This is a genomic window from Bhargavaea ginsengi (assembly GCF_900109165.1).
Classification (GTDB): Bacteria; Bacillota; Bacilli; order Bacillales_A; family Planococcaceae; genus Bhargavaea; species Bhargavaea ginsengi.
On sequence record NZ_FNZF01000001.1, the window covers coordinates 296,517 to 309,440 of the forward strand.

General features: G+C 55.0%; 14 protein-coding genes. All 14 read right to left on the bottom strand.

The window, feature by feature from the left end; all coding sequences use genetic code 11:
* Positions 1-46: 46 nt before the first annotated feature.
* Complete coding sequence (locus BMX91_RS01400) at positions 47-2,224, bottom strand: penicillin-binding protein (protein ID WP_245744194.1); 2,178 nt, start codon at positions 2,222-2,224, stop codon at positions 47-49.
* A 35-nt stretch (positions 2,225-2,259) separates the two neighbouring features.
* Positions 2,260-2,643, bottom strand: coding sequence for a cell division protein FtsL (gene ftsL / locus BMX91_RS01405; RefSeq protein WP_092049103.1), 384 nt, complete (start codon positions 2,641-2,643; stop codon positions 2,260-2,262).
* A gap of 59 nt (positions 2,644-2,702) precedes the next feature.
* Positions 2,703-3,638, bottom strand: a complete 936-nt coding sequence (gene rsmH, locus BMX91_RS01410; protein ID WP_092049106.1) for a 16S rRNA (cytosine(1402)-N(4))-methyltransferase RsmH — start codon at positions 3,636-3,638, stop codon at positions 2,703-2,705.
* 27 nt (positions 3,639-3,665) lie between these two features.
* Complete coding sequence (mraZ, locus tag BMX91_RS01415; protein ID WP_092049109.1) at positions 3,666-4,097, bottom strand: division/cell wall cluster transcriptional repressor MraZ; 432 nt, start codon at positions 4,095-4,097, stop codon at positions 3,666-3,668.
* A 335-nt stretch (positions 4,098-4,432) separates the two neighbouring features.
* Entirely contained in the window at positions 4,433-6,049 is a 1,617-nt protein-coding gene (bshC, locus tag BMX91_RS01420; protein WP_177168219.1) for a bacillithiol biosynthesis cysteine-adding enzyme BshC, read from the bottom strand.
* Between the two features lie 74 nt (positions 6,050-6,123).
* Positions 6,124-6,516: a DUF3397 domain-containing protein gene (locus BMX91_RS01425; RefSeq protein WP_092049114.1), complete on the bottom strand. Its 393-nt coding sequence runs from the start codon at positions 6,514-6,516 to the stop codon at positions 6,124-6,126.
* Positions 6,509-7,414 (bottom strand): ketopantoate reductase family protein, encoded by a 906-nt coding sequence (locus BMX91_RS01430; RefSeq protein ID WP_177168220.1) that lies wholly within the window; start codon positions 7,412-7,414, stop codon positions 6,509-6,511. The genes BMX91_RS01425 and BMX91_RS01430 overlap by 8 nt, the downstream gene beginning before the upstream one ends.
* Positions 7,415-7,475: 61 nt before the next feature.
* Positions 7,476-9,017, bottom strand: coding sequence for an acyl-CoA carboxylase subunit beta (locus BMX91_RS01435; protein ID WP_092049118.1), 1,542 nt, complete (start codon positions 9,015-9,017; stop codon positions 7,476-7,478).
* 36 nt (positions 9,018-9,053) lie between these two features.
* A complete protein-coding gene (locus tag BMX91_RS01440; protein ID WP_092049120.1) occupies positions 9,054-9,266 on the bottom strand; it encodes a biotin/lipoyl-binding carrier protein in 213 nt (70 codons plus the stop codon).
* A 1-nt stretch (position 9,267) separates the two neighbouring features.
* Positions 9,268-10,623, bottom strand: a complete 1,356-nt coding sequence (locus BMX91_RS01445) for an acetyl-CoA carboxylase biotin carboxylase subunit (protein WP_092049122.1) — start codon at positions 10,621-10,623, stop codon at positions 9,268-9,270.
* A 129-nt stretch (positions 10,624-10,752) separates the two neighbouring features.
* The gene (locus BMX91_RS01450) at positions 10,753-11,139 is read right to left on the bottom strand and encodes a transcriptional regulator (RefSeq protein WP_092049124.1); all 387 of its coding nucleotides are present in this window, start codon (positions 11,137-11,139) and stop codon (positions 10,753-10,755) included.
* Positions 11,140-11,191: 52 nt separating this feature from the next.
* Positions 11,192-11,953: an enoyl-CoA hydratase/isomerase family protein gene (locus tag BMX91_RS01455; protein WP_092049126.1), complete on the bottom strand. Its 762-nt coding sequence runs from the start codon at positions 11,951-11,953 to the stop codon at positions 11,192-11,194.
* 172 nt (positions 11,954-12,125) lie between these two features.
* Positions 12,126-12,299 (bottom strand): 50S ribosomal protein L32, encoded by a 174-nt coding sequence (gene rpmF / locus BMX91_RS01460; protein WP_092049129.1) that lies wholly within the window; start codon positions 12,297-12,299, stop codon positions 12,126-12,128.
* Between the two features lie 21 nt (positions 12,300-12,320).
* Positions 12,321-12,860: a YceD family protein gene (locus tag BMX91_RS01465; RefSeq protein WP_092049132.1), complete on the bottom strand. Its 540-nt coding sequence runs from the start codon at positions 12,858-12,860 to the stop codon at positions 12,321-12,323.
* Between the last annotated feature and the right edge of the window lie 64 nt (positions 12,861-12,924).

Here is a 12,924-nt window from a genome sequence, read left to right on the forward strand (position 1 = left end):
GTTTTTCTTTCAACGTATGACAGGCCTGCCGACGCTATTCTGCCGCTTAGTCCAGCGGCAATTGTTCTTCCTCCGGTATCTCTTCCTGTCCGGAGGTGATCACTTCCTGTTCCGGGGTCTCCAACTGGATGACCACCGGTGACGCCGGGTCACCCGCAGAGCCCGGGGAAACACTTTGCGATACGGCGTATCCTTCCCCGCTCAGCTCGACCGTCAGTCCGGTCATGGAAGCGTAGGCCAGAATCGTGCGCTTCGGCCACCCGGTAAAGTCAGGAATGACCGGTTCCCCCTCGGTTTGCAGGAGAACCGTGGTTTCCGGAAGGACCTGCGTCTCCTTTTCCGGGAATTGGCCGATGACCTTCCCGCCGACTCCTGTAGGGACCCCGCGGACTCCATGTTCCGCAAGGGTTTCGGCTGAGGTTTCGGCATCCTGTCCGGAGAAGTCAGGAAGCCGGTAAGTCTCCCCTGCCGCCTCTTCCACATCCGGACGGATGTTCAGGTGTTTCAGGCTGTTTTCCATGACCGGCTTGAAAATCTTCGCTACCGGCACGGACCCCCACTCTCCGGCAGGGATTTTTGGCCGGTGAACGTTCACATAGACAATCAGCTGAGGGTCATCAGCCGGCGCCATGCCGAGGAAGCCGTAAAGGAGATTGTTCGGCCCCCTGAGATAGCCGCCCTTGCCGTTCGGTATCTGGGCGGTGGCTGTTTTTCCGGCAACCGAATAGTCATTCAGCTTGAAGATTTTACCGGTCCCTTGTTCGGAGGTGACAGTGGATTCCATCAGCTCCAGAACGGTCTCCGCGGTTTCCTCAGAAATGGGGTTGCCTTTTTCCTCCATCTGGCCTTCGCGCAGTAATTTTCCGGTGTTTGGATCCTTGATTTCCCGGATCATATACGGCTGCATCATCTTTCCGGCGTTGGCGATCGCCGTAGCGGCCTGGACCATCTGAATAGGAGTAACTGTCGTACCCTGCCCGTATGATGTTGTCAGCCGTTCCACAGGCCCGACATCGTTCAGTCTGCCTGCGGCTTCACCGGGAAGGTCGATTCCCGTTTTCTGGCCGAAACCGAAGTTCCGGAAATGGTTCATCATCGCTTCTCCGCCCATCCGTTCAAGCAGATTGGCCATCGAAACGTTTGAAGAGCGCTGGAAGCCTTCACGGAAAGAAATCCAGCCCCAGCCGTTTTTGTTGTGATCATAGATGGTTGTATCGTAGATCGAATAGCTTCCTGACTTAAAATAGTCATCCGGCTTCCAGACGCCTTCCTCGATGGCAGCGGCAAGTGTGAAGATTTTCATCGTAGACCCGGGTTCAATCGTGTATTGGACCGCCTCGTTCAGCCAGTTCGATGACAGACCCTCCCTCGTCTCCGGATCGAATGTCGGCCGCTGGCTCATTGCCAGGATTTCACCGGTTTTGGGATTGGCGACGATGACCGACATCCGTTCGGGAGAATACTCTTTCTCCACCTGCTTCATGGAATCTTCGACGAAGTTCTGAATTGTTTTGTCCAGGGTCAGCTTGATGTTTGCGCCATCTTCCGGCGGGGTCACCTGTTTCTCGGCACTTGGCAGCAGGAAGCCCCATGTATCGCTTTCATAGGCCATCTTCCCGTCCTCGCCGGAAAGCAGGTCGTTATAGGTTTGTTCAAGGCCCATCTGCCCGATTGTTTTCACAGATCCATCTTCCTGCTCCACCTTCTGCGCAAAGCCGATCAGGTGGGAAGCAAACGGTCCGTTCGGATAAAAGCGTTTCTTGTCTTTCACGAACTGGATGCCCGGCAGGTCCAGCTCTTCAATTTTCTTCATTTTATCATGGCTCAGATCGCGTCCTGCCGGACCGAACTCCACCTGGTAGATGTCCGGATCATCCTGGCGGTTGAGCCGCTCGAGAATGTCTTCCTCCGACATCTCGATATGCTCCGCAAGCGCATTGGCGGTTTTTTCCCGATCCGTCACATGCAGCATCTCGCCATCCTTGACATCTTTACTCGCCTTTTCTGAAAGTACAGCGATCAGTTTGTAACTCACGGTGTCTTCCGCGATCGGATTCCCGGTCCGGTCGACTATTTTCCCGCGGTCCGCGCTAAGCACCTGTTCCCTTTCGTATTTCGCCTGAGCCATCGCGCGGAGTGGCTGCCCCTCGGCTTCACCCGTCACCTGGATATACAGGAATCTTGAGAATAAAAGGAAAAAGAGCCCTCCATAGACGCAAAACATCAGGAAGGCTCCCCATTGGAAACGAAACTTCTTTTTCATTGCCCAGGCACGACCTTCACATTTTTCTCATTGAGCGACAGGCCGAGCTCGCTGGCTTTGCCCCAGATGCGCTCGTAGGTCGATTTTTCGCTCACTTGTATGGACAAATCATGATTTTGCTTGGCCGTTTCCGTAATATCGGATTGGATCAGCTGGATCTCCTTGTTCACCGCGTTAAGGGATGACTGTGCCTGGAGAAGGATAACCGCGAACATGGCCACAGCGGCAACAAACGCCACGAACAGCGTTTTTTCGCCTTTTGTGAACAGTTTCTTCCTGCGTATCGGCTGTATCTCCGGCTCCGGCGCAGGCGCCGGTACACGGGTGATCTCGGGTTCCTGTATGTATGCATGGTCAAACTTGCGTGCTTCAAGCGCCATCGAAACTAGTCCCCCTTTGGATTTGTTTTTTCTTGTTCTTTATGTGTGTTCATGAGGAATCATCTCTGTTTTTCTGCGATTCTGAGTTTTGCGGAGTGGGAACGGTTGTTGTTCTCCAGCTCTTCTTCTGAAGGCAGGATCGGCTTGCGCGTGATTAGCTTGAGCTCGGGCTCCATACCTTCAGGGATGACCGGAAGGTTCGGCGGCAGATCAGGCAGCGATGAGGCTTCCTTGAACATCGTCTTGACAAGCCGATCCTCCAACGAATGGAATGTGATGACACTGATCCGTCCGCCCGGGTTCAGAAGGCCGATTGCGTCCTGCAGCGATTCTTCCGCCGCCCCCAGCTCGTCATTGACGGCGATCCGGATAGCCTGGAAAATCCGCTTTGCGGGATGTCCGCCCTTTCTCCTGGCAGCCGCGGGGATACCGGCTTTGATCAGCTCCACAAGTTCGAAAGTCGTCCGTACCGGACTTTCCTTCCTTGCTTCCTCGATCTTCCGCGCGATCTGTTTGGAGAATTTCTCTTCGCCATAACGGTAGAAGATGCGGACCAGATCCCCGTATGCCCAGTCATTAACCACTTCATAGGCGCTGAGCGGAGCGCTTTGGTCCATCCTCATATCGAGCGGCGCATCATAGCGGTAGCTGAATCCTCGCTCCGGAGTGTCGAATTGCGGCGAAGAAACGCCCAGATCATAGAGCACTCCGTCCACGCCTGTAATGCCAAGTTTGCCGAGCTCTTCCTTCAGGTAACGGAAGTTCGATCTGACGAAAATGATCTTGTCCAGGTGGTCGGCGAGGCGTTCCCGGGCGTGCCGGATGGCTGTTTCGTCCTGGTCGAAGCAGATGAGCCTGCCCTCCTCACCAAGTTGCTGCACAAGATATTCGCTATGGCCGCCGCCGCCTAGTGTGCAGTCGACATAGAGGCCGTCCGGCCGGACATTCAGTCCGTCGACCGTCTCTTTCAGCAGCACGGTCACATGATCGAACATGTCCGTCCCCTTCTTTCATCAGTAGGTTTAAATGTCAAAGTCAATAAGGTTTTCCGCAATTTCGTTGAAGGAGTCTTCCGATTCCTCGAAATAGCCTTCCCAGGCTTCCTTTGCCCAGATTTCAATCCGGCTGGAAACCCCGAGAACGACGCAATCCTTTTCAACACCGGCGTAACTCAAAAGGTTTGCAGGTAAATTGACGCGTCCCTGCTTATCAAGTTCCACCTCGGTAGCGCCAGAGAAGAAAAAGCGGGTGAATGCACGTGCATCCTTCTTCGTGACTGGCAGGGCTTTCAGTTTTTCTTCAAGCCGGTGCCACTCGTCCATGGTATAAGCGAACAGGCATTTATCCAATCCGCGGGTGACGACAAATCCACCGTCCAGATCATCGCGGAACTTCGCCGGAATGATCAGCCGGCCCTTTGTATCAACCGTATGCTGATATTCGCCCATGAACATGTGTCTTCACCCCACATCGTAAACTAAATGTACCACATCCCCCCACTTTCCTCCACCTGTTTTATGAAATCTCTTATATTACAATTTGGTAACGAAAAATGTGAATCCGGCGGCACCGAATTCCGGCTGCCGTTCCTTCACCGGAGCCTATGGTACTGGGCGCAAGCGGACCTTCAGCCTGCCCGGCATATCCACTCAGGAAAATTGCACGATATAATCCTTCTTGGTTCCCGTTTGCTGCAAAAACAGTCTGTACACATGGGCTCCCGTTCTATACGCATAAACAAGGAACACCGCCCTTAGTAAAGGCGGTGTTGGTCAAATCATATGGCCGATCAGAGGCGGACCAGGAAATGGTCACCCGGCTCCCCACTCATGCGGGCGGCAAGGTCGGAGATGAAGCCCGGACCGTACTCATTCATGTATTGGAACGGCGTATACTTCCGCTCCTGGTAACCGCCTTCCGGCAACAGTTCCGATTCAAGCCGGGTAAAACGGCGGATCGCCGTTTCGTGTTCAAGCAAGACCGACTCACGGATCTTATCCCTCAGATAGTCGAATTGGCGGCTGTGAAACCCGATGTTGCGGCTGATCAGTTCCTGGATGTTACGGCAGCGGGATTCAAGCGAAACAGCAAGTTCCCTGTAACCGGCCTCAAGCTGTTCTTCCATGCGGGATATCTGTTCCGCTGCTGCGCGGTCGCTGACCTGTTCAATAAATTGCTGTTTCTCATCTTCCGCCCTGCCGGCAAGCACATCCTCTACCCCGAGGCCTGTTTCCTCCAGGAGGCATTCCGTCTGGCGCGTTATGAACGTCAGGGACTGCCTCGGAACCACGATGGGCATCCGGATGCCCATTTCCCGGAATGCAGGCTTCAGCAGTGACCAGTAGGCGATTTCTCCCGGCCCTCCGACAAAGCTCAGCACCGGGAGAACCAGGTCCTGCATGACCGGTCTCGTGACGACATTGTTGCTGAGGCGTTCGGGATGATTGCGGGCAATCTCGGTGAGGTCTTCCTCTGAGAATGAGAGGCCGGCCTGCGGATGTTCAAAACGCCCGTCTTCCCGCCTGAGCAAAAACCGCTCGCCGGAATCTACGTAAAAGAGGTGAGCGTCTTCCCTTTCAGCCCCGATCGGACTCCCGTAACCCTCATTGCCGAATTGCTCCTCTGTATCTGCCACGCCTGCGGCGATTTCTGAGGAACGCTTGACCATCAGCTCAAAATGCTTGGCTTCGATTCGTCTGAGGGCAGGGTCAGCGGCATCAAGTAGCAAGAGACCCTCTTCGGTAAACAGCCGGTTCATGAGTGCGGCGAAAAACGACGTGTATGTGTCATTTCCCTCCAGACATCCAAGGGCAATCTCAAGAAGGCTTTCGGTATGGGAGGTTTCACCGTAGTCCCGGAAAATTCCGCGGATGAACAATTCCATCTCTGCGGGGTCGAACCCGCTCTCAGTCGCCATTGTCTTGGCGCCGTACGGGACCGGAAATTGCCGCTTCACCGGACGGTCATCACCGATTGCATAAACATGGTTGATCTCCAGAAGATCATGGTCCTCGCCAGCAATCCAGAAAATCGGCACGACGGGCGTTCCAAGCATCCCGCGCAGCCTGCGCGCCTCGGCAACGACGGACAGCGCTTTGTTCACCGAGTAAAGCGGCCCCGTCAGCAGGCCGGCCTGCTGACCGCCTACAACGGCTGGGGCTCCGGACTCCAGTTCATGCAGATGGGCTTCGGCCCTTTCCGAGATACCGGTTTTCGCCATGAAGTTCCGGACGGTCCGGGCAAGCCCTTCACGGTCGAAGCGCCGGCTGTCCAATTCCTTCAGCCGTTCTTTATAGCCTTCTGTATCGGGTGAGTAATCAAAATATGTACGGATAAAATCCGGATTGTTCAGATAGGCGTCCATGATACTGCCCGCCGGCCGGATGTCCAGTCGTTTAAATTCCAAGTCGAAAACCCCATTTATTTTCAATAATCGAATCCGATTATAGCATTCCCGTCCGGCCGAATGAAAAATTCCGCTCAGCCTCTCGTATAATCTGCAATCATCACCCCGGTTCCGATGATGAACGCGACGAAATACGCCGCAGATAAGATCAGGAAGAGCATCCGCCATATTTTCCTCATGAGCGGCCTAATTTCAAAGTCGCGCTCTTTCCGCCGTTCCCTGTAGGTCATATAAAGCGCGAATAAAATAACTGCGACGGCCAGATAAAAGCCGGTGCTTACACCGGTGTATACCGCCAGGACAGCCGGCACCGCCGGAAGCAGCAGAAATGTCGTCAGATCGGCTGCCCTGCCCGCTCCCTTGGCGGGGTCTTTATACAGCCGTGTAAAGATGATAAACAGGACCAGGTAAGCCACTGCAGGGAATGCGACCAGGAATCCTGCCGCCGAATATAGGAATTCAGCCATGCCGGCCCTTCCTCCTTTCCATAGAACAAACCAGGTCCGTAAGTGATTCCAGCGCCGGAAGAGAGACTCCGCGTGCGCGGGCAAGGCCAATCACGCCACCCATGATCGCCCCGGCCTCTGTTTTCCTGCCGGCAAGCAGATCCGCCAGCATCGAGGACGTGTTGCCGGCCGTCTTCCTGCAGAGATCCAGCACTCCGTCCAGCGTCACCTCATTAGCCATTTCGGGAAAAGCACCGGCCAGTTCCGTATGCAGCCGTCCGAGGATTGCCCGGAGGTGGGGATCTTTTGCAAGTTCACCATTCCTGACACCGGCAACTGCGGTAACCGGATTGATCATGCAATTTTTTATAGCTTTCTTAAGAAGGAGAGACTCAGGCCCTTCTTCTGCCCGAAGCACCGGAAATGCAGAGGAATGTGCTTTAAACATAGGGAGGAACGGGCTAAAGTCACCGGACACCGCCGAAATCCGGATCGGCCCGATCCCGGTATGTTCAACAGAGCCCTGGCCGGTCCTTTTGGCGCCGTGCTCAACCGTCCCGAATGCCACCGGCCGATGCCGGAAACTCGATGCGAGAGGCAGGTGGCCAACACCATTCTGGATAAACAAAAGCGGCGCGCCCCCCGGAACGTCCCCGATGGCCCCGACAAATTCCCCGAGGTCGTACGACTTCATCGCCAAAATGGTGAGGCTGCCATCCGCAGCCGCTTCCCGCCGTTCCGTCGCCCCGACAGAGATCCGCTTTTTCTCATCTTCCACCGAGAGGAGAATACCGCCGCTCCTGATCACCGCAGCCTGTTCTGCCGTCCTCGTGATCATCCTGACCTCTTGACCCGCTTCGGCAAGCCGGGCACCGACCAACAGCCCGATCGCCCCGGCTCCAGCTACATTGATCCACATTGCCAATCTCCTTCCCCCAATGAAAAGGCCCGCCGGAAGGGCAGGCCTTGATGCAGTACTATTATACCGGATTGACCGGGTGCTTGCGAAGAGGCAGTGCGACTTCTTTCGTGGAATAGATCGCGAAACGGGCAGCCAGCTCCGAGCGGAGATTGTCCGGCGAGACGATATCATCGATGATCATCTCGGAAGCCAGTTTATAGATGTCGATCTGCTCACGGTATTCCTCGCGCTTTTCCTGGATAAATTGGATCCTCTCTTTCGGATCCTCGATCGCTTGGATCTTGTTGGAATACACGGCATTGACCGCGGCTTCCGGTCCCATCACGGCGATCTGTGCCGACGGCAGCGCAATGCAGGCATCCGGCTCGAATGCAGGGCCAGCCATTGCGTACAGCCCGGCACCGTATGCCTTGCGGACAATGACCGAGATCTTCGGAACCGTCGCTGAACTCATAGCCGAGATCAGCTTGGCGCCATGGCGGATGATCCCCGCGCGCTCGACCTTCGTCCCGATCATGAAGCCCGGGACATCGGCAAGGAACAGAAGCGGGATCGAGAATGCATCACAAAGCGAGATGAACTTTGCGCCTTTGTCGGCAGAGTCTACAAAGAGCACGCCTCCCTTTACTTTAGGCTGGTTGGCGATGATGCCGACCGGACGGCCCTCGATGCGGGCGAGACCTGTGATCAGCTCGGATGCGAACAATTTCTTGATCTCGAAAAAGCTGTTTTCGTCAATCAGTCTGTCTATGGCCTCATACATATCAAAAGGTGCGTTCTGATTTTTGGGGATGATCTCCCCGAGAGGCCTGCCTTCGGATACCGGAACAGGTGTTTTGATTTCCGGTTTTTCCGCAAAGTTGGACGGGAAAAATTCCAGGTAGGCTTTTGCAGCTTCGATCGCTTCCTGCTCATCTGCGGCAAGCCAGTCCCCGCATCCGCTCACTGTGCAGTGCATGCGTGCCCCGCCCATCTCTTCAAGCGATACTTTTTCCCCGATGACCTCCGCAGCCATCCGGGGAGATCCGAGATACATTGATGCATTGCCGTCGACCATGATGACGATATCACAGAAAGCCGGGATATAAGCCCCGCCCGCAGCCGATGGACCGAACAAAAGGCAGATTTGCGGAATGACACCTGACAGGCGAACCTGGTTGTGGAAGATCCGCCCCGCCCCCCTGCGGTTCGGAAACATATCCAGCTGGTCCGTGATCCTTGCGCCTGCCGAGTCGACGAGGTACAGGAGCGGCACCTTCAGCTGTTCGGCGGTTTCCTGGATACGGATGATTTTCTCGACCGTGCGCGCTCCCCAGGAACCGGCCTTTACCGTCGAGTCGTTGGCCATGACACAGACGGTCTTCCCGCCGACCTTGCCGGTGGCTGTCACTACCCCGTCTGCCGGCAGATCGCCGGCTTCGACATTTGCGAATCGGGCATCCTCCGTATATTTCCCGTTATCGAACAGAAGATCCAGACGTTCCCTTACAAACAGTTTCCCCTGTTCCTTCAGTTTTTCATGATACTTCGGCTGTCCCCCTGCAAATATCTGCTCCAATGCTTTTTCGAGACGTTCATTTTCGTTGGTCTTTACTGACATGCCATTTCCCCCTCCCTGAGTGTTGCAAATTCCGTCTTATTCGAATGTCAGGATCGTGTCGCCCTCATTGATGAAGTCTCCGATATTGACGCGTACTTCCTTGACCTTGCCGCCCTTTTCGGCTTCGACCGGAATTTCCATCTTCATCGATTCGAGGACGACGACCGTTTGTCCTGCAGATACTTCATCGCCTGCGTTCACATCAACCGTAAATACCGTACCTGCCATTGTCGATTTCAATTCATTCATCTCAAACTTCCTCCTTTTTCTTTGCCTGCCATCCGGCCAGGACATCAGTTGTATAGTTGCCCGAAGAGAATTCTTCGGATCCGGCAAACGTCTCGAACAGCGGGAGATTTGTCCGGACTCCCGCCGCACGGGCTTCACTGAAAAATTGCACGGATCGGCTGATTGCTTCTTTTCGCGAGCTGCCGCTGATGACCACCTTTGCGATCATCGGATCATAGAACGGCGTGACTGTATCACCTTCCGCGTATCCGCTGTCGATGCGGACCCACTCACTTTCCGGAAAGCTGAGTTCCGTAATCCTGCCCGGGGACGGGAGGAATTTCTCAGGATCTTCAGCATAAATTCTGTATTCGATCGAGTGTCCGGCGGAAGTGATTTCATCCTGCATCTTCACCGGAAGCTCTTTCCCGGAAGCCACTGCAATTTGCCACTCCACCAGATCAAATCCCGTTACGGCTTCGGTCACCGGATGCTCCACCTGGAGCCGCGTGTTCATCTCGAGGAAGTAAAACTCATGGTCCGGCCCGACGATGAATTCAACGGTTCCCGCATTCGTGTAGCCAACCGCCTTTCCGGCATCAACCGCCGCCTGAAGCATGCGGACTTTCGCTTCTTCCGGGAAACCCGGTGACGGGGATTCCTCAATCACTTTCTGGTTTCGGCGCTGTACCGAACAGTTCCGTTCAAACAGATGCACGACATTGCCTTGGGTGTCGCCGAAAATCTGCACTTCGATATGGCGGGCATCATCGATGAACTTTTCGATGAACACCCGGTCGTCCCCGAAGTAGGACATGGCGCGTTTTTTGACGCCGTCAAAATTTCGACTGAGCGCTTGCTCATTTTCACAGCGCACCATGCCGATTCCGCCGCCTCCGGCACTCGCTTTCATCATGACCGGATAACCGATCCCTTCCGCCGCGCTAACCGCTTCTTCCATTGTGGCCACGCCTTCTTCGGTTCCCGGCACAACCGGTACACCCGCCTCCATCATGACCCGGCGTGCCTCGATCTTATCCCCCATTTTCTCGATCACGTCAGCATCCGGTCCGATAAAGACCATGCCGGCTTCTTTTACATCACGGGCAAATGCCGCGTTCTCAGATAGCAGTCCGTATCCCGGGTGGATAGCGTCAGCGCCCTCCTTTTTGGCAAGCTCAATGATATCAGCACCCTTCAGATACGATTGCGGAACCGGACCCGGGCCGATTTCGAACGCTTCGTCCGCCTCTTTTGTGAAAGGCAGTCCGGCGTCAGCTTCGGAATAAACGGCAATGGTGCGGATACCGAGCTTCCGGCAAGTCCTGATAATGCGTGACGCGATTTCCCCCCGGTTCGCGATCAGAATCTTTTCCATGCGGATCCCCCCTGAATTGACAAACTATTTGAAACCCCTTCATTATCAGTCTATATGATATGTGAAACCGTTTTCAAGTCATATCGGAGAAATAAAGGAAAAGAGCAGAACCGGCATGCGGTCCTGCTGTCAGCTGTCGCCTTTTTCTATGAAAGCCACTCCTTTGGAAAGCCAGGCAAGCAGCCTGTGATGCTCACGAGCAAGCGCTTCATGCTCCTTTTTCAGGCGCATATAGGAATCGGATAATTCATCGAATCCGCTCATCGCCTGTTTCAGGTGGGACTTCAGATGATGCTCGGGCTTTTTCTGCGCGGCCTCCAGCTCGGCGGAATGAATCTTCCGGAGCGTCTTGTTCCAGCGGAATCCGCAGGCCTGTTTCGTCCTTCCGAGCTTTTCCGCCGCTTCTTCGAACGCGCCGAGCTGGGTGCCGCCGTTTTTCACCGCTCCGATCACCGTCTCGACCAGAATGCGGTCATCCTCCGGAGTCCAGCGGTCTTTTCTTGTGTTTTCCTTCATCTCTACCACCCCCATTTTGGAAACTATATGCGGGGGAAGGATGAAATAGACTTTATTTTTTCTTGTTGAGGAACCGGTCGACCGCTTCATGGTGAACATCGGCGGCCCATAGTTTCGCACATGCCGAAACCTCTTCGCGCACCCGTTCCGGGAGGCCTCCCGCGATGTATCTTCGCACGGCCGCCTGTTTGTAAGCGCGGTGGACGGACGGATGCACGCGTTCCATCGGTTCTGTGAAACGGCTGAGTGCGGCAAATTTGTCTCCCGTGTACAATTCAGTGGCCCACCCTGCTTCAAGCAGTTCCGGTGCCCGCTTCGGCGTGGCCTCCATCAGCATCCTGAGCGCCGTGTCCTGCCGGCCTGTTTTATGCAGCAGATGCGTTGCGCCGCCCCAGCCGGTCGTGATGGCAAGTGTTCCCTGGATAAAACCGCATCTGACATCTTCACGGACAATCCTGAAATCGCATGCGGTCGCAATCTCGCAGCCTCCGCCTACGGCATGGCCGTCGACAAGGGCGATGACGGGGACAGGAAGCAAAGCCAGCCGCAGAAGGATGTCCGCCATTTTGCCGAGCATGGGCGCAGCATCCTCCTCTGTACGCAATTTGTGAAACTCTGACAGATCCCCTCCCGAACAAAAGGCCGACCGGCCCTCTCCGGTGATTACAAAATAACGCAGCGATTCATCATCCCCGGCGGCCTTTATGGCATCCGACAAAGCGTCCATCACCTCATCATTGATGGCATTGCGCTTTTCCGGGCGGTCAATTGTGAACACCGCACCGCTCCCCCACTTCTCAAACCGGTAAACCATTCCCGCATCCTCCTCAAACAGCTTATCTGCTTATACCTTATCATTCCGCAGGCAGCACCGGTACCGGATATTGACGGCCAAGCAGATTTCCGGTGCGGATAACCGTCGGAGGCGGCCTTTTGGGCACAAAAAAAGACCGGAATCGGCTTCCGGCCCTGGTGTCCGTCCCTGATTACTCGGAGACGACTTTTTTACCTTTGTATTCACCGCAACTTTTGCAAACACGGTGAGCGAGTTTCATCTCGCCGCAGTTATCGCAAGCAACCATGCCTGGCACTTGGAGCTTGTAGTGCGTGCGGCGTTGACGCTTTGCAGTTTTGGAAGTTCTTCTCTTAGGTACTGCCATGCGGGGCACCTCCTTACGGTTCTATTCGTCCTTCGAATCCTCGCCCTGCTGATCAAAAAAATTGGCCAGCCCGGCGAGTCTTGGATCCACTTTCGGCTTTTCTTCTTCACGCTTGGCGGCGAATTCCTCTTCGGATGAGAACTCCCATCCTTTCCCTTCCCGTGAAGGTGCCGCTTCTTCCCCGATCACCTGGATTGGGACTTCGAGCAGGACCAGCTCTTCGAAGACCGGCGTCGGGTCCACCACTTCCCCGGTCACCTCGTGGACGGCATCATCGCCCGGGTCGGCATAGCCTTCCCAGACAAATTGCTCATCCGTCTCGATTGTGAACGGATATTCGATATCTTCCCAGGTCCTTGCCTCAGGGAGCGTCATCGTTCCCTCAAGCTTGAAGCGACAGGTCATCTGGCCGGTCCCGACGGAACAAGTGCCCGTAACACGGACCGGTCCGATCGCCCGGATTTCCGGGTCGCGCTTCATGACGCCGGAAAGGTCGGCGGTGCCGTCAACCGGCATGGAATCCTGCCGGAATTGATTTAATTGCCGGATGGTCCATTTCATCAGGAATCACCTCAAGACAACAGAATTGATTATAGTATGTCCAAAACGTGATGTCAAGATTATT

Excerpts from the sequence above, each read along its gene's own strand:
- mraZ (WP_092049109.1), bottom strand. The coding sequence starts at position 4,097 with ATGTTCATGGGCGAATATCAGCATACGGTTGATACAAAGGGCCGGCTG.
- BMX91_RS01430 (WP_177168220.1), bottom strand. The coding sequence starts at position 7,414 with ATGTGGATCAATGTAGCTGGAGCCGGGGCGATCGGGCTGTTGGTCGGT.
- BMX91_RS01400 (WP_245744194.1), bottom strand. The coding sequence starts at position 2,224 with ATGTTTTGCGTCTATGGAGGGCTCTTTTTCCTTTTATTCTCAAGATTC.
- BMX91_RS01450 (WP_092049124.1), bottom strand. The coding sequence starts at position 11,139 with ATGAAGGAAAACACAAGAAAAGACCGCTGGACTCCGGAGGATGACCGC.
- BMX91_RS01445 (WP_092049122.1), bottom strand. The coding sequence starts at position 10,623 with ATGGAAAAGATTCTGATCGCGAACCGGGGGGAAATCGCGTCACGCATT.
- BMX91_RS01465 (WP_092049132.1), bottom strand. The coding sequence starts at position 12,860 with ATGAAATGGACCATCCGGCAATTAAATCAATTCCGGCAGGATTCCATG.
- BMX91_RS01440 (WP_092049120.1), bottom strand. The coding sequence starts at position 9,266 with ATGAATGAATTGAAATCGACAATGGCAGGTACGGTATTTACGGTTGAT.
- BMX91_RS01435 (WP_092049118.1), bottom strand. The coding sequence starts at position 9,017 with ATGTCAGTAAAGACCAACGAAAATGAACGTCTCGAAAAAGCATTGGAG.
- BMX91_RS01425 (WP_092049114.1), bottom strand. The coding sequence starts at position 6,516 with ATGGCTGAATTCCTATATTCGGCGGCAGGATTCCTGGTCGCATTCCCT.
- ftsL (WP_092049103.1), bottom strand. The coding sequence starts at position 2,643 with ATGGCGCTTGAAGCACGCAAGTTTGACCATGCATACATACAGGAACCC.
- rpmF (WP_092049129.1), bottom strand. The coding sequence starts at position 12,299 with ATGGCAGTACCTAAGAGAAGAACTTCCAAAACTGCAAAGCGTCAACGC.
- rsmH (WP_092049106.1), bottom strand. The coding sequence starts at position 3,638 with ATGTTCGATCATGTGACCGTGCTGCTGAAAGAGACGGTCGACGGACTG.
- BMX91_RS01455 (WP_092049126.1), bottom strand. The coding sequence starts at position 11,953 with ATGGTTTACCGGTTTGAGAAGTGGGGGAGCGGTGCGGTGTTCACAATT.